Annotated in this window: 7 protein-coding genes; 6 read left to right on the forward strand and 1 reads right to left on the reverse strand. The window is 60.2% G+C overall.

Annotated elements, in window-relative coordinates:
- Positions 1-63: 63 nt before the first annotated feature.
- The 4 genes from A7317_RS00600 to A7317_RS00615 are packed head-to-tail and all read left to right on the forward strand — an operon-like array spanning position 64 to position 5,612.
- Complete coding sequence (locus tag A7317_RS00600) at positions 64-822, forward strand: DUF3050 domain-containing protein (protein WP_069074978.1); 759 nt, start codon at positions 64-66, stop codon at positions 820-822.
- Positions 819-1,766 (forward strand): diiron oxygenase, encoded by a 948-nt coding sequence (locus tag A7317_RS00605; protein WP_024072664.1) that lies wholly within the window; start codon positions 819-821, stop codon positions 1,764-1,766. The genes A7317_RS00600 and A7317_RS00605 overlap by 4 nt, the downstream gene beginning before the upstream one ends.
- Positions 1,763-5,134 (forward strand): amino acid adenylation domain-containing protein, encoded by a 3,372-nt coding sequence (locus tag A7317_RS00610; protein WP_069074979.1) that lies wholly within the window; start codon positions 1,763-1,765, stop codon positions 5,132-5,134. Before A7317_RS00605 ends, A7317_RS00610 begins: the two co-directional genes overlap by 4 nt.
- 19 nt (positions 5,135-5,153) lie before the next feature.
- Positions 5,154-5,612 (forward strand): SRPBCC family protein, encoded by a 459-nt coding sequence (locus A7317_RS00615; protein WP_069074980.1) that lies wholly within the window; start codon positions 5,154-5,156, stop codon positions 5,610-5,612.
- Between the two features lie 39 nt (positions 5,613-5,651).
- Here A7317_RS00615 and A7317_RS00620 read toward each other — a convergent pair whose 3' ends face one another.
- Positions 5,652-7,532 carry a methyl-accepting chemotaxis protein gene (locus A7317_RS00620; RefSeq protein WP_024072661.1) on the reverse strand — a complete coding sequence of 627 codons (1,881 nt, stop codon included), beginning with the start codon at positions 7,530-7,532 and terminating at the stop codon, positions 5,652-5,654.
- A gap of 866 nt (positions 7,533-8,398) precedes the next feature.
- Between A7317_RS00620 and A7317_RS00625 the strand changes: the two genes are divergently transcribed.
- Positions 8,399-10,123 carry a ShlB/FhaC/HecB family hemolysin secretion/activation protein gene (locus A7317_RS00625; protein WP_069074981.1) on the forward strand — a complete coding sequence of 575 codons (1,725 nt, stop codon included), beginning with the start codon at positions 8,399-8,401 and terminating at the stop codon, positions 10,121-10,123.
- Between the two features lie 30 nt (positions 10,124-10,153).
- Positions 10,154-18,268 carry a hemagglutinin repeat-containing protein gene (locus A7317_RS00630; RefSeq protein WP_237141785.1) on the forward strand — a complete coding sequence of 2,705 codons (8,115 nt, stop codon included), beginning with the start codon at positions 10,154-10,156 and terminating at the stop codon, positions 18,266-18,268.
- Positions 18,269-18,473: the final 205 nt, after the last annotated feature.

Raw genomic sequence — 18,473 nt, forward strand, 5'->3', positions numbered from 1 at the left:
ACTTCCAAGCCGTAAACGCCCCCCTGTGTTCAGAGCAGTCGCAACAACTTATAGGCATCAACCATGCATCACACGTTACTTGAGCAAAAAAAACTGCAGTTATGCAGCCATCCGTTATTTGAAGAAATAACTTCACTCAACAAGTTACAACTTTTTATGAAAAGCCATGTGTTTGCGGTATGGGACTTCATGACGCTCACCAAACGCCTTCAACAAGACTTGACCTGTACGCAGTTGCCCTGGCTTCCCCCCATCGACCCGCAAGCCGCCCGCCTGATCAATGAGATTGTGCTGGGCGAGGAATCGGACGAGCGCCTGGGACAAGGTCATTGCAGCCACTTCGAGTTATACCGCGACGCCATGGTCGAAGTGGACGCCAGCACCGCCGCGATTGACACCTTCATTACGCTGCAACGCCAGGGCATGAAGGCCAATACCGCGTTGCAATACATCGACGTGCTACCTGGCGTAGCCCGTTTCGTCGAGAGTACGCTGCACATTGCCTTGAACGCACCGACCCATTGTGTGGCAGCCGCCTTCCTGCATGGCCGCGAAAGCGTCATCCCGTTCATGTTCGAACGCCTGCTGCGGGGTAGCGAGGTCATCCATCGCCGAGCGCCCACCCTGGGCTATTACCTCCACCGTCACATTGAGCTGGATACCCAAGGCCATGAGCCAGGGGCGCAACAGTTGCTTCAACGCCTGGTCGGCGCAGACCCACGCCGCCAGGCGCAGGCCGCTGAAACCGCGCTCCGGGCCGTGGAAAACCGCATGACCCTCTGGGACGACGTGCTGGCCTCGTTGCAAACGGTGCGCCCATGAACATCGCCAACTACCGCTCCATCGCCGAAGACTGGGAGCGTCGAGCAACCATTCGCACACGCCCTCGCCGCCAGATGGAAAACGACGACAAGCTGATCTATCCGCTGTGCCGCCAGCCATTGGCGCTCTGTGCGACCTTTCTCGAACATTGCCCGCAATGGCGCGACTTTGTGCTGGTGCAAAGCTTCTACAAATTCATCAACGATGTGGTGATTTTCGAAACCGAGATCGTCGACAAGACCGCTCGCCGCATTGCCAAGAACCGCTTCGCCCTGCCCTTCCCCCTCGTGTGCCGCTACGACGCGATGACTGTCGTGGTCGATGAGGATTACCACGCCCTGGTGGCATTGGATTTCCTCCAACAGACCGTGGCGATGACCGGCATACAACCGCTCGATCTGCCACGGGAAATCGAGCTGAGCCGTGCCTTGCCAGCGGCGCTGGCACAGGCCCCGGCGCACCTGCACGACGCCGTGGAACTGATCGGCGTGGCCATCGCCGAAAATACCGTCACCCAGGACGTCGCCGCGTTTTCCAACGACGAGAGCGTCAAGTCATCTGTCCGCGGACTGATGGCCGACCACCTGTTTGACGAAGGGCGCCATGCACAGTTCTGGACACGCTTGGTGCGCCTCTATTGGGAGGCGGCCAGCGTGGATGATCGCGACGGTATTGCCCGAGCCCTGCCGACGTTCCTGGCGCACTACCTGACCCATGACCTGCAGAAAGCCTTCGACCTTCAACTGATTGACCATCTGGACGTCAGCGCCAGTACTCGCGGTGCATTGAGGGCCGAGATAGAAGCACTGGACTTTCCCATCACCCGCCAACATCCGCTGATCGCCAACATCATGGGGTTCCTGCACCACAGTGGGCTGCTGCAGACACCGAGCATCGCCCAGGCGCTGGACGATTATCTGTTACTGGCCGGGAGAGCGGCATGAGGCGCCTGACGATTGGCTGGGGCGGTGTCAGTACCGCATTGGGTACGGTGAGGCAGGTGCTGGAGCAATACGGACATCGGTCTGGCGATGAAATGACTGACCTGGTGATCGAAGACGGCAGCCAGCCCTTGCCTCTCCATTTGCACGAACCTCCACGCATCAGCTTGCGCCTGGGCATAGGCCCTGTGGGCGACAACGGTTTGCCCGCGCTGCAGTTACGCGGCTATGAGAACAACCGGCGCCTGATCGCTGCGATTGATCTCGCTGAAGAACCCAGCGGAAACGGTCAACGATTGCGCAGGCAGGCCACGAACGCGCTGTTGGAATGGGTGGCCTTGCACGTCAGCAGCCTCGCGCGCGACCCTGGGCATCTTGCGAGCGAAGCCTGCGCCAACACGTGGCCCGAGCAAGGCTTGCAAGCGCTGGAGACGCTGGCGTACCTGCATCGGTTTAATCGCACAGCGGCGCCAGCCCTGTTGCAGGCCGCCCAAGTGCCGATGATCGAGCGGTTGCGGGCCAGCCTTCTCGCCTTTGCCGAGCGGCCCGCCCTGAACATTGCGGGCAACGTGGTGACTTACCGGCAGTTACAGGTTCGAGCGTCAGCCATCCAGCAACAGCTTGGCCCACTGCTGGAGAGCCGTGCGGCGCCAGCGGTAGTTGGCGTTTGCCTGGAAAAATCCACCGCGCTGTATGCCAGTATTCTTGCCGTGCTGGGCTGTGGCGCGGTGTACCTGCCGCTCACATCGGACCATCCACCGCAACGCCAGCAAGCCATGCTGGAAAGTGCTGGCGCCCAGGTATTACTGGACGACGGCCAGCATCCGCTGCGGGAGCGCTTCGTGGCACTGGACGTGAGCACCGTCAGCCAGCCAGATACCTCCCACCCCTTGGGTGTCCGGCATCCCGACATCCATGCCCCGTGCATGGCGCTCTTCACCTCGGGCACCACCGGCCGGCCCAAGGGTGTACTGCTCAGCCAAGGTAACCTCGCCCACTTCACCGCCTGGTTTGGCAGCTGCATGGAGTTGAGCGAACAAAGTCGCGTACTGCAATTTGCCTCGTTGAATTTCGATGCGTCGCTGATGGATATCTTCCCCGGCCTGATCGCCGGTGCGCAGTTGTTCGTTCCCAGCGAGGCACAGCGGCGCGATCCACAACAACTGGTGGAGCTGATCCGCCAAGAGCGGATCAGTCATGCGTTCCTGCCGCCGGCACTGCTCAGCATTCTGCCATTGGCGCAACCGTTGGGCCTTTCGCACCTGCTCACTGGCGGTGATGCCTGCGAGCCGTATGTGATCGAACAATTGGCCGGGCAGTGCCAGTTGCATAACCTCTACGGACCGACCGAAGCCACTGTGCTGGTCACCCATCGAACCTTGCAACCCGCCGATGGCAACCGCAACCTGGGCCGCCCGATCGCCAACAGCCAAGTGCTGATCCTCGACGAGCACCTGCAACCCGTGGACGAGCAGGTGATGGGCGAACTGTACATCGTCGGCCCTGGGGTCGGCCTGGGGTACCTGGACGCAACGCAGGCCCATGACGATCCTTTCATCGAGCTGGCGTTGCCGAGTGGGGAAACCCTGCGGGCTTACCGAAGTGGCGATCTTGCGAAGTGGACCGCCGACGGTATCGAGCTGGGCGGGCGACGAGATGCACAGGTGAAGATCCGCGGGGTGCGGGTCGAGCCCCAGGAAATCGAGGAGTACCTGCGTAACAGCCGACTGTTCCGCCAGGTGGCGGTGGTGATTGATGGTGAGCGCAGGATCCGCAGCATTGTCGCTCAGCCGGAGCCAGGCGCCACGATGGCCGACCTGAAGCAGCATGCACAACAGTGGTTGCCGGATTACCTGCAACCCGACGTGTGGACCGAGTTGCCCAACCTGCCGTACTCCAGCAACGGCAAAATCGATCGCCAGGCGTTGCTGGCGTTGCCCGTTCAACCTGCGTCGAATACCAAGGGCCAGGCAGCGCAGACGCCCTTGCAAATGCAGCTGGCGGAACTATGGAGTGAACTGTTGCGGTTACCCGTGGAGGCGTTCTCGATGGATGACAGCTTCTTCAACCTGGGTGGCCATTCCATCCTGTTATCGACGCTGCTGCTGCGGATGCGTGAGCAACTCGGCCGCAGCCTGCCCTTGAATCGCTTCTTTGAAATGCCGACGATTCGCACCCTCGCACTGCTGATGGAGGACGCTGTGCTACCGGATACCCCGTGCGGCCAGGCGGTCCGGGATGCGTTGCGAGACCCGATGATCGAGGTGCTGTCCGATGAACGCATGGGTGATCCGCGCAAAGTGATCGTTACAGGCGCCAACAGCTTTATCGGCGTGCATATCGTCGAGGCCCTGCTGGCTGGCGGTGCAACAGAGGTCGCCTGCCTGGTGCGTGAACTGCCAGGCCAACCGGCAGCGACGCGGTTCGCCCAGGCGTTGAGTGAGTATCGCCTGGAACATTTGGACCTGAGCCGAGTACAGGTGTACGCCGCAGACATCAGTCAGCCTCGCCTGGGCCTGACGGGTGAGGTGTATGAGTCTCTGGCCCAGGACTATGGCGCTCTGGTGCACAACGCGGCGCAGGTCAATCACGTGATGGATTATGCCTCGCTGGCAAAACACAACGTCGAGCCAGTGCTGGAGTGCCTGCGCCTGTGTGAGACCCGCTGCAAGAAGGTCCTCAATTTCATCTCGACACTGTCGGCATGCAGCAGTATCGACGCCCGTGGGCATGTGCTCGAAACGCCAGCCGCGGCGACCCCGCCGATCTACCTCAAGAATGGCTATAACTTGTCCAAATGGGTCGCCGAGCGGCTATTGGCGCACGCGACGACACAAGGTGCCTGGGTCAACATTCATCGTCCGGGAAATATCAGTTTCAACAGCCGCAACGGTGTTTGCCAGCCACAGAAAAATCGCTTGATGCTGATGCTCAAGGGGTCGTTGCAACTGGGGCTGGTCCCACGCCTGGAGGTGAACTTCGACCTGATGCCCGTGGACTTTTTCGCCCAATTTCTCGCATTCCACTGCGGCCGTTTTGATGCCGGGCTTAACGTATTCAACCTGCACAACCCTCAGCCATTGAGCTGGGATCATTACCTCGATGTGTTCAGCCAGGTGGGCTACCGGTTTGAGCGTGTCAGCGTTGCGCACTGGCAGCGTGCGCTGCGAACGGTGGGCCCTGAAAACGCGTTATTTGGCGTGCTGGGCTTTTACCTGGAGGGGCTGGATGAAGACATCGGCGATACCTCAATGATCCGTCATGACAACGCCCGTGCGGGCATAGAGAAAATGGGCACGCAGTATCCCGACAAGAACTCGGCGCTGCTGCGCAAGGGCTGCGACTACCTCAAGGCCATCGGCTTTCTCTGAACTGCTTCAGGACCCCCTCATGAAACCGCTGCAACCCAATACATTGATCCGCAACCCCCAAGGCACACCCGTGGTGGCGTCTGTCATCGTCAACTGCGAGGCGGCTCGCCTGTGGGACGTGGTGGGTCACTTTGCAGGCTTTGATGCCTTCATTCCGGCCCTGTCGCACATCGAGATGACCGGTGTTGGCGTGGGTGCTTTGCGCACGAAGTATTTTCACGATGGCCACTGCGTCGTGGAGCAACTCAATAGCCATGACGATACGGCGATGTGCATGACCTGGACCACGATCTACAACACCCTCGGCGTGGCCCATTTGTGGGCAGCGATGAGTGTGGAGGCCCTCGACGCTGGAAGCGCACGGGCGACCTGGACCCTGATTGGCGAACCCATCGAGATGCCGCAGGCTGAGTTTGAAGGGTTTATCCAAGGGTTCGCCGACAGCGCACTGGAGAACGTGCGCCAGATGCTCGGCTAAGCAATAGGAGCGAGAAGCCTCGCTCCGATGCCATCAAGGTCAGATCTTGAAGCTGTCGACCAATTGCTTCAAGCGGCTGGCCTGCTGGGACAGTGCATCGCAATCCTTCAACGTTTCGTTGAGATTGGCCACGCCTTGTTGGTTCAGCAGATTGATCTGATTGATGTCGACGTTGAGGGTTTCCACAACAGCGGTCTGCTCTTCGGTGGCGGCGGCGACCGATTGGTTCATGCCGTCGATTTCAACGATGCGCTGCGTCACGCTGATCAGGCGCTCACCCGCCTGGTTAGCCACTTCGACACTCTCTTCGCTGGAGGTCTGGCTGGCGTTCATGGTGGTCACCGCCTCACGCGAGCCCACTTGCAACGAAGTGATCATTTTGTGGATCTCCTCCGCGGACTCCTGGGTGCGGTGGGCCAGGTTGCGCACCTCATCGGCAACCACGGCAAATCCACGACCGGCTTCCCCGGCACGCGCCGCTTCGATCGCAGCGTTGAGCGCGAGCAGATTGGTCTGTTGGGAGATGCCTTTGATCACATCGAGAATGTGGCCGATGTTATCGGTGCTCGCGTTCAGGGTTTCGATCTGGGTGCAGGACTGGCTAATTTTTTGCGACAGTTCCGACATCGCCAGGATGGTTTGCTCCACTACTTTGCGCCCATCGTCAGCCTGCTCGCTGGCACCGCTGGCGTGCTGCGAAGCATCGGCGGCGTTACGTGCGATTTCCTGGGTGGCGGCCCCCAGCTCGTTAATGGCGGCCGCGACGCTGTTGGTCCGCGCGCTCTGCTCGTCGGAGCCGATGATCGAGGCGTTGGAGGACGCCATCACACGCTGGGACAGGTCATGCACCTGGCGCGTCGCCGAAGACACTTCGGAGATGGACGCATGGATACGCTCGACGAATTGGTTGAATGCACTGCCTACCTCGCCAAACTCGTCCTTGCTGGTGACGTCCAGCCGACGGGTCAGGTCGCCTTCGCCCTGGGCGATATCCTGCATGGCAACGCCCATCGTAGTCAGGGGCCGCAGCAAGACTTGGATCAGCAGGCTCAAGAGCACCGCGATCGCCACCACCGCAATCAGCATGGCAATCAACGCTGATGTACGGAATTTACCCAACGGGGCGTAGGCCTTGTCCTTATCGATCGACAGGCCAATGTACCAGTCTGCGCCTGGCAAGCCGCCGATAGGGGTGAACGCCAAAATGCGATCCTGCCCATTGAGTACCACGTCCTGACTGGTCTTTTCGATACGTACGCCGGTGCCAGGGTAGATGTCCTTGAGGTTCTTCATCACTTGGTCCTGGTCGGGACTGACGATGACCTGGCCGTCGCCGCTGACCAGGAACGCATGGCCGATACCGCCAAAGTCCACCGAGTTGATAATCTTGACCAGGGTTTGCAGGCTCAGGTCACCGCCGACCACGCCCAGCAGTTCACCGTTCTTTTTCACCGGCATGGCGATGGTCACGATCTGCCCACCCACCGCCGCCATGTAGGGAGGGGTCAGCATAGTCTTATCGGCAGCCACGGCTTGTTTGTACCAAGGCCGCTGGCGCGGGTCGTAACCATCGGGCATTTTCGCGTCCGGGCGCTGTGTGAACACGCCGTTGGTCTGACCGACATAAGTGAACTGGAAGTTTGCAGTGAGCGCAGGTTGGTCGACCAAACCCGGGAGGTCCGCACCACTGCCTTGATGGGCAATGTTTTGCGCCAGGTTTTCGAGTACGAGTATTCGCCCACTCAGCCAGTTCTGCACACTGCTGGCGGTAAGTTCACCGGATTGCTGGATGGACGATTCCAGGTTTTGCTTGATGGTGCTGCGCTGCAGGTAGTCGTTGTAGAGCGTGAATAACGCGAAGGCCAGAACCACGACGCCTGACGCGGCCAACAGAATTTTATGACTGAACTTAAGATTCATTTCATCGACTTCTTTTGCCAAAAGGGTGGGCGTGCCGAGTGGAACATTCCATGTACGGTATAGGCGGACTCTCGGTTCGCTCTATTTCGGTGCACGCATGGCTCGTCAGGCTTTCGGCCAAATGGAGTGAAATCTTAAGCCTTTGTGCGAAACTTCCTCTTTTTGAGTGTGAAACCGACCAGTGGTAGCCAGCTAGCCCGTTGTTGCGAACCACATTCGCAATATGAACGCTTGCGCGAAGCCCACCACTACAACGAATTAGCTTGGCCGCGGATGCAGGGGATGCGCTCGGTACGGGCCTATTATTTTCCCCATAAACGACAAAACCCCTGTCTGCGCAAGCAAACAGGGGTTTCGGAATTCAATCTTGACGATGACCTACTCTCACATGGGGAAACCCCACACTACCATCGGCGATGCATCGTTTCACTACTGAGTTCAATGAACGCGGCGCCTGTGAGTTTTTCGCGAGCAAGCTCGCTCCTACAAAAAAGCCTTAACTGAACGGCATTAGGGCTTGCCCACTCCCACACGGGTGTCTCACCCTGCGGATCCCGACAAATGGGATCCAATTCACAAAACCCGCGCGAACTTTTCGATCTTTTCCGGTACTAACCTAACTCGACGCCAACTTGATGGCCAATTAGTGGCCGTTATTAAGTTGTGCTCGAATAACTATCAAAAGAGTTGCCGTTTGTCGGAATAATAGTTCCGGCGATAGATCGCTCATCTTTTTGATAATTTTTTATTGTTATTAATCAAGCGCTTGCAGGATTAATTAGCCAAAGCATTCGACTAAGCCAGTTTCTTGGATCAGTCGACGCTCGATGTTAGTTTGCGGCCCCTTGATTTTCGACGGATCGAACATGTCTCTGTTATTGCCACGGACTCGGTTATTGCTGTGTACTTTCCTGCTCACTTACTTGAGCCTGAACAGTGCCACTGCCGCCCCCACGCCCGGGGATCAGGACCTGATCCGTGACCGGCAAAGCCGTCTTCTCGAAGAGCAGCGCCGCCGCCTCGAAGAGCTGCAGGATCTGCCGGGTAAGGGCACCCGGCCCCAGGCCCCGGCCACGCCCGCGGACACGCGTTGCTTCCCGATCAAAACCATCGAACTCAAAGGCGCCGACAGCCTGTCAGCCGCCGATCGCGCGCGCCTGCTCAAGCCCTATATCGGCCAGTGCCTGGGCGTCGCGCAGCTCAATGAACTGCTCAAGGCCATCACCGATGACTACATCGGCAAAGGCCGCGTCACCAGCCGCGCCTACCTGCCACAACAGGACCTTTCCAGCGGCCACCTCCAAGTACTGGTGGTGGAAGGCAAACTCGAAGGCTTGAAGGGCGCCGAAGGCAGCACGGTCACCGACCGCGAGCTGGCCATGGCGTTTCCGGGCAAGGTCGGCGAGTCGCTCAACCTGCGTGAAGTCGAACAACTGGTCGACCAGTTGAGCCGCTTGCCGTCCAAGCAGGCGCAAATGGAACTGACCCCCGGCACCCAGATCGGTGGCAGCGAAGTGCTGGTCAAGAACCAGCCGCAAAAGCCCTGGCGCGCCAGCCTGTCGCGCAACAACGACGGCCAGAAAAGCACCGGCGAACAGCAGTGGGGCGCCGGCCTGGAATGGGACAGCCCGCTGGGCCTGGCCGATCAACTGATCCTGCGCGGCGGCCACGATGCCATCAGCGACCACCAGAAAACCTCGAAAAACAGCATGCTCTACTACAACGTGCCGTGGGGCTGGTGGAACTTCAGTTACACCTACAGCGAGAGCGACTACCGCACCCTGGCCGACCTCGATGGCTACAAGCTCAAGCAGTACGGCGACAGCCAGAACCACCAACTGCGGGCCGAGCGCGTGATCCATCGTGACGACGTGAGCAAGACGTCGGTCAACGTCGGTCTTGCCCATTTGCGCACCAACAACTACCTGCTCGATGCGCGGCTGGACACCAGCAGCAACCGCCTCAGCGAATTCCAGGTGGGGATCAACCACGGGCGCCGTATCGGCAGTGCCTTCGTCAACGTGGACCTGGGCATGCAAAACGGCATCGGCGCGTTCGATGCGCAAAGCAACGACCAGGAACGCGATCGCGAGGGCAACCTCACGCCCACGCCGAACTACCGCAAATACACCGCCACCGTCAGCTACCTGCAGCCGTTCACGCTGTGGGGCGAGTCGTTCAGTTTTTCCAGCCTGGCCACCGGGCAGCGCAGTGAAGACGTGCTGTTCAGCCCGCAGCGCATCAGCCTCGGCGGGTCGGCGTCGGTCCGCGGTTTCAAGGACCAGCAATTGACCGGCGACAGCGGCGGTTACTGGCGCAATGACGTGCGCTGGGCGCGCCCGGTGACTTGGGACTGGATGCGCCCGGCGTTCCTGGAGTACGGCGCCAGCGTCGGCTACGACCAGGGTGTGATCCGCAATGATCGCTACAACGACAACCTCCATGGGCGCGTTTCGAGCAACTCCCTCGAGCTGTTCGCCCGCGGCAAAAACGTCAGCACCAGCGTGACCTTTGCCCACTCCCTGGAACGACCGGCGGTGATGAGCGAGCGTGAAGCGCCGATCTATTTCCGCCTGGATTTCTACCTGTAATTCAATGCCCGCAACCTTGAGATTTTGAATATGGACGTTCGCCCCGTTTCTGCCCTGAAAAGCCTGAGCCAACGCGGCCTGGCGCTGATCCTGGCCAACGCGCTGTTCTGGCAGCCGCTGCTGGCCCAGGCCGACGGCATCGTGGTCAGTGGCCCGGGCACCACGCTCGGCCAGGCGGGCAACGGCGTACCGGTGGTGAACATTGCCACGCCCAATGGCAGTGGCCTGTCCCATAACCAATTCAAGGACTACAACGTCGGCCCCAACGGCGTGATCCTCAACAACGCCAGCGGCCCGCTGCAAAACACGCAACTGGGCGGGATCATCGTCGGCAACCCGAACCTCAAGGGCGGCGCGGCGAATGTCATCCTCAACGAAGTCAAAGGCGGTAGCCCCAGCCAGTTGCGCGGCTACACCGAAGTGGCGGGCCAGTCGGCCAAGGTCATCGTCGCCAACCCCTACGGCATCAGCTGCAACGGTTGCGGGTTCATCAACACCCCTAACGTCACCCTGACCACCGGCAAACCGGTGATCGATCAGGCCGGGCAACTGAAAAGCTATCAGGTCGACGGCGGCGCCGTGACCATCGATGGCAAAGGCTTGAACGCGAGCAATGTCGACCGCTTCGAAATCATCACCCGCTCGGCCAAGATCAATGCGCAGATCAACGCGCGCCAGCTGACAGTGATCGCCGGGCGCAATGACGTCGATGCGCAAAGCCTGAAAACCACCGCGCGTGCCGACGACGGCAGCGCCAAGCCTGAGTTGGCCATCGACTCGTCGGCCTTGGGCGGCATGTATGCCGGTGCGATCAAACTGGTGGGCACCGAAGCCGGCGTGGGCGTGAAGCTCGACGGCACGCTGGCCGCCAGTGGTGGCGATATTCAGCTCGACGCCAACGGCCACCTGAGCATGGCCCAGGCCGCCGCCAGCGGTGCGATGGACATCAAGGCCGCGAGCCTGGAGACCACGGGCGCCGTGTACGCGGGCACCACCCTCAAGGCACAGACCAAGGGCACACTGAAAAACAGCAAGACCCTCGCCGCGCGCGACAGCATCACCCTGGCCAGCAACGGCCAACTGACCAACAGCGGCATCATCGAAGCCGGGGTCAACGCCGACAACACCCGCAATGCTAACGGCGACGTCACGCTCGACGCGCAACACATCACCAATACCGGCACGGTAATCGCCAATCGCAGCCTCACCGCCACCGCGCAAAGCCTGGATAACCAGGGAGCTACCTTGAGCGCCAAACAGGCGCTGAACGTCACCGCCGCCAGCGTCGACAACCGCAACAAAGGTCGCCTGCTCAGCGACGGCGCACAGACCCTCAACGTCAGCGGCCTGCTGGACAACAGCCAGGGCGGCATCATCGACAGCACCGGTGCGTTCACCCTGAACGGCAATACCCTGGATAACAGCGCCGGCAGCCTGACCGCTGGCGGGGCGATCACCCTGGATCTGATCGGCGACCTGATCAACCGCAACGGCAAGCTGGCAAGCGTCGGGCCGTTGCTGATCCAGCGCGCCGCGCATCTCGATAACCAGGGCGGCAAGCTCGCCAGCCAGGGCTTGCTGACGGTATTCGCCAACAGCATCGACAACCGTAACACCGGCACCCTGGCCGCCAACGATGGCCTGGCCCTGACCACCAGCGGCCTGTTGCAAAACAGCGGTAACGGCCTGATCCACAGTGAAAAGTCGGGCGTGACCATCACCGCCGGTACCCTCGACAACAACGGTGGCCGCATCGCCGCCAAAGCCGGTGATGCGCGGATCGACGCCACTGACTTCAACAACGGCAGCGGCGCGCTGTTTGCTCGGGATCGCGTGCACCTGACCGGTATGAATGTGGATAACGGCGGCGAGATCGCCGGCAACCGGGTCGACGTCAGCCTCAATGGCGCACTGACCAACCGTGGCCTGATCGAAAGCGCCACGGCCCTCGATGTCCAGACCGCCAGCCTGAACAACAGTGGGCAAATGCGTGCCTTGGGCACCGGCGGCAAAACCCGCTACGCCATCGGCGGCCTGCTCAACAACAGCGGCAGCCTGGAGACCGCCAACGACCAATTGAGCCTGGCCGCCACCCGCTTCCAGAACACCGGCGGCAAGGTGTTGCATGTGGGCACCGGTGTACTCGACCTCAATGGCATCAGCCTCGACGATGTCGGCGGCAGCCTGGTGACCAACGGCGACCTGACCCTCGATAAAGCCAACTGGACCAATAGCACCGCGATCCAGGCCGGGCGCCTGACCGTCAATGTCGGAACCCTGAACCAGACCGCCACCGGCAAATTGCTCGGCACCCGTGCGCTGGTCGGCAGCGGCCAGGACTGGACCGTGGGCGGTAGCGTCGCCAGCCAGGGCAGCCTGGATCTTTCGGTGGGCAGCCTGCTCAACGACCACGGCCTGATCTTCAGCGGCGGCGACATGAGCCTCAAGGTCGACCGCCTGAAAAACCTCGGTGCCGCGATGTATGCCATGGGCAGCCTGCGCGTCGACCGTGATGGCCAGGGCGGCCTGGCCACCAGCATCATCAACAGCTCGGGGACCATCGAGAGTGAGCGCAACCTGATCCTGGCAGCCAGTACGATCCAGAACATCCGTACTGTGCTCACCACCGAATCCGGCATCTACAGCGCCTCCATCACGCCCGCCGCCTGCATCGAAGGGGTGACCGGCGGTGACTGTGACGGCGGCAAGCAAAACCGGCCGTTCCAGATTACCCAGCGTGACCGCTTCATCGTCAGCGACGCCACGGCGGGCTCCAGCATCACCTCGGGCGGCAACATGCTGCTCACTGGCGGCGAGTTGCTCAACAGCAGCAGTAGCATCGCAGCCGGTGGCAACCTCACGGCCATCGTCAACCAACTCACCAACGTCGGCGTCGTGACCCACGACACCCAGTACGACCGCATCTTCACCTCCGAGCGCGAGCGCAACCCTGAAGGCTGGTATCGCGAGGCCGCAGCGTTCACCCAACGCTATGCCGCAGGCGGGGACATGAGCGGTGTCGAAGCCGCGATGGCCGCGTTCATCGGCAAGATGGAAAGCGAGCAGACCGGCCTGCGCAAGACAACCCAGTTAAGCGCGCCAGACCAAAGTTACGCCGCCGTGATCCAAGCCGGCGGCAGCGTGGATGTGAAGGCCCAGGCCGGCATCGACAACAGTGTCGTGCGCGGTGGCTACACCTACGTCGGCAGCGGCGCCAACACCCATGCGCCGGGCTACTCGACCCTGGTCAGCCTCAACCCGCAACTGCCACCGGACGTTGCCCAGCAACAGGTCAACCCGCTGGGCCTGCCAGGCTTCGACCTGCCCACCGGCCAGAACGGCCTGTTCCACCTCAACGACAGCGATGGCGCCAAAGGCCTGCCCACCAGCCAGTTCGCGGCCAACCCGCATAAGTACCTGATCGAAACCAACCCGCTGCTCACGGATATGCGTCAGTTCCTGGGCTCGGACTACCTGCTGACCAAGCTCGGCTATGACCCCGACACCGCGCAAAAGCGCCTGGGCGATGGTTTCTACGAACAGCGCCTGATCCAGCAAGCCGTACTCGCCCGCACCGGCCAGCGCTTCATTGACGGCCAGACCAGCGATGCCGACCTGTTCAAGCACCTGATGGACAACGCCATCGGCAGCAAGACCGCGCTTAACCTGTCGGTGGGCGTGAGCCTCACCGCCGAACAAGTCGCGGCCCTGACCCACGATATCGTCTGGCTGGAAAACGCCACCGTCGCCGGCCAACAAGTGCTGGTACCGGTGTTGTACCTCGCTCAGGCCAGCAACCGCCTGGCGCCCAACGGCGCGTTGATTTCCGGCACTGACATCAACCTGATCACCGGCAGCCACCTCAACAACGCCGGCACCCTGCGCGCCACCGGCAGCCTGCTGGCGAACGTCGGCGGCAACCTCAGCAACAGTGGGTTGATGCAAGCCGGTGGTCGCCTTGACTTACTGGCCGGCAACAACCTGAGCAACCGCGCTGGCGGTGTGATCAGCGCGGGCAACGTCAACCTCGCGGCTGGCGCCGACCTGCTCAACGAGCGCAGCGTCACCACCCACGAAAGCGCCAGCAGCTACCGCACCGAACGCAGCGACTTCGTCGACAGCGCCGCGCGCATCGAATCGGCCAACGATTTGGCCCTGCAGGCTGGTGGCAACGTCAACAACCTCGGCGGTGTGCTCAAGAGCGGTGCCGACACCACGGTCAAGGCCGTGGGCGACGTGAACATCACCGCCTCGAAAACCCTGGACAGCGGCAACATCGGCAGCCGCTCGAACTTCATGACCATCGCCCAACAAGGCTCCGTGGTCGATGCGGGGCGCGACCTGCATGTGGTTGCCGGGCGTGACATCAGCATTGGTGCCAGTCAGGTCGAAGCCAAGCGCGATCTCAACCTGATCGCCACGCGCGACTTCAACGCCGTCTCGGCTGCCAACGAGCAGCATTCGGCGTCGAGTTCGAAGAAGGTCAAAAGCATTGAGGACCACGTCCAGCAAGTGTCCAGCGTGCTCAAGGCCGGCGGCGACGCCACCCTGAGCGCCGGGCAGAACCTGCAACTGGTCGCCAGCCAGGTGAATGCCGGCAACGAGGCGTACCTGGTGTCCGGCAAAAACCTCAGCCTGCGCAGCGCTGAAGACCAGGACTACAGCTTCTACAGCAAGACCAAGAAAACCTCCCAGGGCAAAAAATTCCGCCTGGATGAAACCGACGTCGTGAACAACGTTGGCAGCCTGGTCAGCGCGGGGACGAACAGCACCGTCGTCGCCGGTACCGACCTGCTGCTGGCCGGCAGTGCCGTCACCGCTGAAAAAGGCGCCACACAACTGGTGGCCGGCCAGGACGTGAACATCCTCGCCGTCAGCAACGCCGACAGCGCCCGTCACGAACGCAAGGAAAGCAAAAGCAGTTGGGGCGGCCTCAAGTCGAGCAAAGTCCAGGACAAAGTCGACGAAAAACGCACCACCGCCATGGGCAGCATGGTCTCCGGCGAAACCGTCACCGTCGCCGCCAAACGCGATGCCACGGTCACCGGCTCGTCCCTGGTCAGCACCGGCGACCTCGCCGTCCAGGCCGGCCGCGACCTGACCATCGACGCGGCGCAAAACACCTTCGCCCGCACCGACATGCACAAGGAAAAGAATCGCGACCTCACCGGCGTGCTGACCGGCAACAAGCTCGGTCTGGATGACATGACCGGCAACCAGAAGCTGTACATCAACAGCTCGAAACACAACGGCACCGCCAATGAAATGACCTTGACCGGCAGCACTATCGGTTCGAGCGCGGGCAATGTGTCGTTGACGGCGGGGCGTGAGTTGAAGGTGGTGGCCAGTGATCTGGTGAGCACCAAGAACATGGAGTTGAGTGGGGCTGACGTCACCGTTACTTCGGGGATGGAGACGGCCAGTCAGACCAGTAAGGACAGTTCCAAGAGCTTGGCGGTTGGGCGCGTGATCGCGGGCTCGGTAGTGGACACCGCCACCAGCATGCGCGACGCCGTCAAAGCGGCACGTAGTGCTGATGACCCACGACTCAAGGCAGTCAAAATCGCCCAGGCAGCCCTCGCCGCCTACAACCTGAATGGCCAGGCTTCGGACGCCAATGCGCAAAGCTCCGGCTTCAAAAACAAAACCGGCGGCACGCCCGGCAACGGTTCGCTGATCAAAATCGGCACCGAACTGGCCAATAACCGCAGCAAGAACAGCAGCGAATTCAACAGCGTCACCGCCAAGCAGAGCACGCTCAACGCAGGGCAAGACTTGTCGATCGTTGCCACGGGCGCAGCGGCGGGTACTCAGGGTGATATCCAGATCACCGGCAGCAGCTTGAAAGCCGCCAACACCTTGTTGTTAGCCAAAAACGATGTGCTGATGCAAAGCGCACAAAACACCACCGACCGCAAAAACGAAGGGTCGAAAAATAAAACCGCTATTGGCGCCAGCTTCAATATTGGCGAGCAAAACGGCTTCACCCTCGACCTCGGAGCGCAGGGTGCCAAGAACAATGGCAACGGTAACTCCGTCACTCAGGTCAATAGCACCCTCGATACAGGCAGCCTGTTGTTACAAAGCGGTGGCGATACCACCCTCAAAGGCGCCCAGGTTCGTGCGGACCGTATCAAGGCAGATATTGGCGGCAACCTTAATATCATCTCCCTACAGGACACCGAGTCGTCGCGCAGCAAACAGAGCAGCGCAGGCTTCGGCGCCAGTATCTGCGTCCCGCCGTTCTGCTACGGCTCTACCGTAGCGGGCTCGGCGAACCTTGCCGCCGCCAATATGAACAGCGACTACAAGGGCGTGACCGACCAGAGTGGTTTGTATGCGGGCACGGGCGGCTACGACATCAATGTCGGCAAGAACACCACCCTGCAAGGCGCGGTGATTGCCAGTGAAGCGTCAGCTGATAAGAACCGGCTCAGCACGGATCGGCTGATCGTCAGCGATATCAAGAATGTCAGCGAGATCAAAAGTCAGTCTGCCGGTATTTCGGTGTCTTCCAGCAGTACCAGCGGTGCGTCGATGGGCGGCAGCATCCCGATAGCGCTCAAGGAGAAAGACCATAGCTACACCCGTAGCGCGGTCAGCGAAGGCACGATTGTGGTTCGCAATGCCGAAGGCGCCAATGACCTGGTGGGGCTGAACCGTGACACCGCCAATGCCAATCAGAAACTTGACCGGCCTGATGAAAAGGCCATGCAGGAGCGTATTGATCTGATCCAAAGCTCGGCGCAGTTGGCCAGTGGGGTGATCAGTGCGGTAGGCAAGGCGAAGGCGGATGAAGCGAAAGCTCTGGCCGATAAAGCCAAAACCCAAACCGAAACCGGTTCGCCGGATGCCGCTGGAACGGTGCTTGCAGCGAATGCCGCTTATACGGAAGCCCAGCGCTGGCAGGTCGGTGGCGACAAACGCTTAATGGCCGATATCGCGTCCGGACTAATCGCCGCAGGGCTGGGTGGCGCGCCTGTAGGAACGACGGTTGGTATTGTCGCCAACACGGCCTCCAGCGATATCTTCAACAAGATTGGCGATTATGCCCAGTCGCGTGCTACTGATCCGAAGTCGGATGCGGCCACCCGGGCGGCTTGGGCTGAAGGCGGTGCGGCACGTGTGATGTTGCACGCGTTGGCGGGGGCGGCTATTGGGTTGTCCAGTGGCAATGTGCAGAGTGGTGCGCTGGGTGCGGGAACATCGGCTGCATTGATGCCGACCATTGCCGACGCGTTGGGGAAAAATGGCATCAAGGGTGTGGATCAAGATGCAATGGCCGCCTTGATCGCGGCAGGCGCCGGGGCCGTGGTTGGCTCTGGGAGAGGTACCTCAGGTGCTGTTGTCGCGGGAGGAAACGCGATGTCGGTGGACGTCTATAATCGAGCAGCTCATGAGGCGGAGGTGGCGGCGATCAAGGCTGAGGCGCAGAAAGGTGACTTCACGGAAGCGAACCTGGAGAAGGCCATGTGTTACATCATCAAGTGCTGGGCTCATCTGGAGCGAGGGACTAAGGAGTATCACGATGCATACTTGAGTGAAGCCGATATGGTCGGGCTGAGTAATGAGCTTGAATGGGCAGATGCGCAAAGGGATAAAGGTCTGTTTAACTATTCGCTCACTGACTCGGTTTTTGATGCGGGAACGCGTGATGTCATTCCTGTGGTAGCTAACACCGCCAAGACTGTCACGGGAGGGGCAAGTGTTTACTCGGGGGGCACATTATGCGGCACAGTGGCCGGGTGCTTTTTCGGTGGGCCTATGATTGTATTCGGATTGGGGAATATTGAGGAGGGCACCTCAGCACTTTATAACCATGTTAATAATGAAGAGGGCAGTTATAATCATGTTAAACAGACTTTTGATCAGATTCCTGGCGGATATGGGCCGGTGATATATAGTGCCGCAGATTTCGCGTTGTCAATTGGTTCGGGGTTTGTAAAAGTGCCTCTGAAGATGGGGGTGGCTGATGGTTTGAACAAGAAAAAATCAATATTTGATGTGACGGTCAGAAAGTTTGATAATAACCAATTTATTCTTGGTAAAAAGGCGCCGTATGGTGGTGCAATGTTGCTATATTTTCTGTCCGTGGGCGCGAAAGGCAATAGCCTTTACAATGAGGCGGTCGATGCGAGCAAGTAAACTTATAAATACCCTGCTGCTGATAGTTTCATTGTTGGCGGTGGTGTGTGGGGTGAGTACGTTTTTCGGCATGATGGTCGCCATAGTGATTGGTATACTGCTTCGCACAGATTCGAACTGGGTGTTCATCTGGATTGGATTTCCCTTGTCAGCAATATTTGCTGTGTACTGGATAGTTACACGGTGGGATTATGTGAAATCTTTT

Origin of the sequence: Pseudomonas fluorescens, from assembly GCF_001708445.1 — a bacterium.
GTDB classification, from domain to species: domain Bacteria; phylum Pseudomonadota; class Gammaproteobacteria; order Pseudomonadales; family Pseudomonadaceae; genus Aquipseudomonas; species Aquipseudomonas gorinensis.

Coding starts and splice junctions, on each gene's coding strand:
- A7317_RS00605 (WP_024072664.1), top strand. CDS start 819: ATGAACATCGCCAACTACCGCTCCATCGCCGAAGACTGGGAGCGTCGA.
- A7317_RS00625 (WP_069074981.1), top strand. CDS start 8,399: ATGTCTCTGTTATTGCCACGGACTCGGTTATTGCTGTGTACTTTCCTG.
- A7317_RS00630 (WP_237141785.1), top strand. CDS start 10,154: ATGGACGTTCGCCCCGTTTCTGCCCTGAAAAGCCTGAGCCAACGCGGC.
- A7317_RS00610 (WP_069074979.1), top strand. CDS start 1,763: ATGAGGCGCCTGACGATTGGCTGGGGCGGTGTCAGTACCGCATTGGGT.
- A7317_RS00620 (WP_024072661.1), bottom strand. CDS start 7,532: ATGAATCTTAAGTTCAGTCATAAAATTCTGTTGGCCGCGTCAGGCGTC.
- A7317_RS00600 (WP_069074978.1), top strand. CDS start 64: ATGCATCACACGTTACTTGAGCAAAAAAAACTGCAGTTATGCAGCCAT.
- A7317_RS00615 (WP_069074980.1), top strand. CDS start 5,154: ATGAAACCGCTGCAACCCAATACATTGATCCGCAACCCCCAAGGCACA.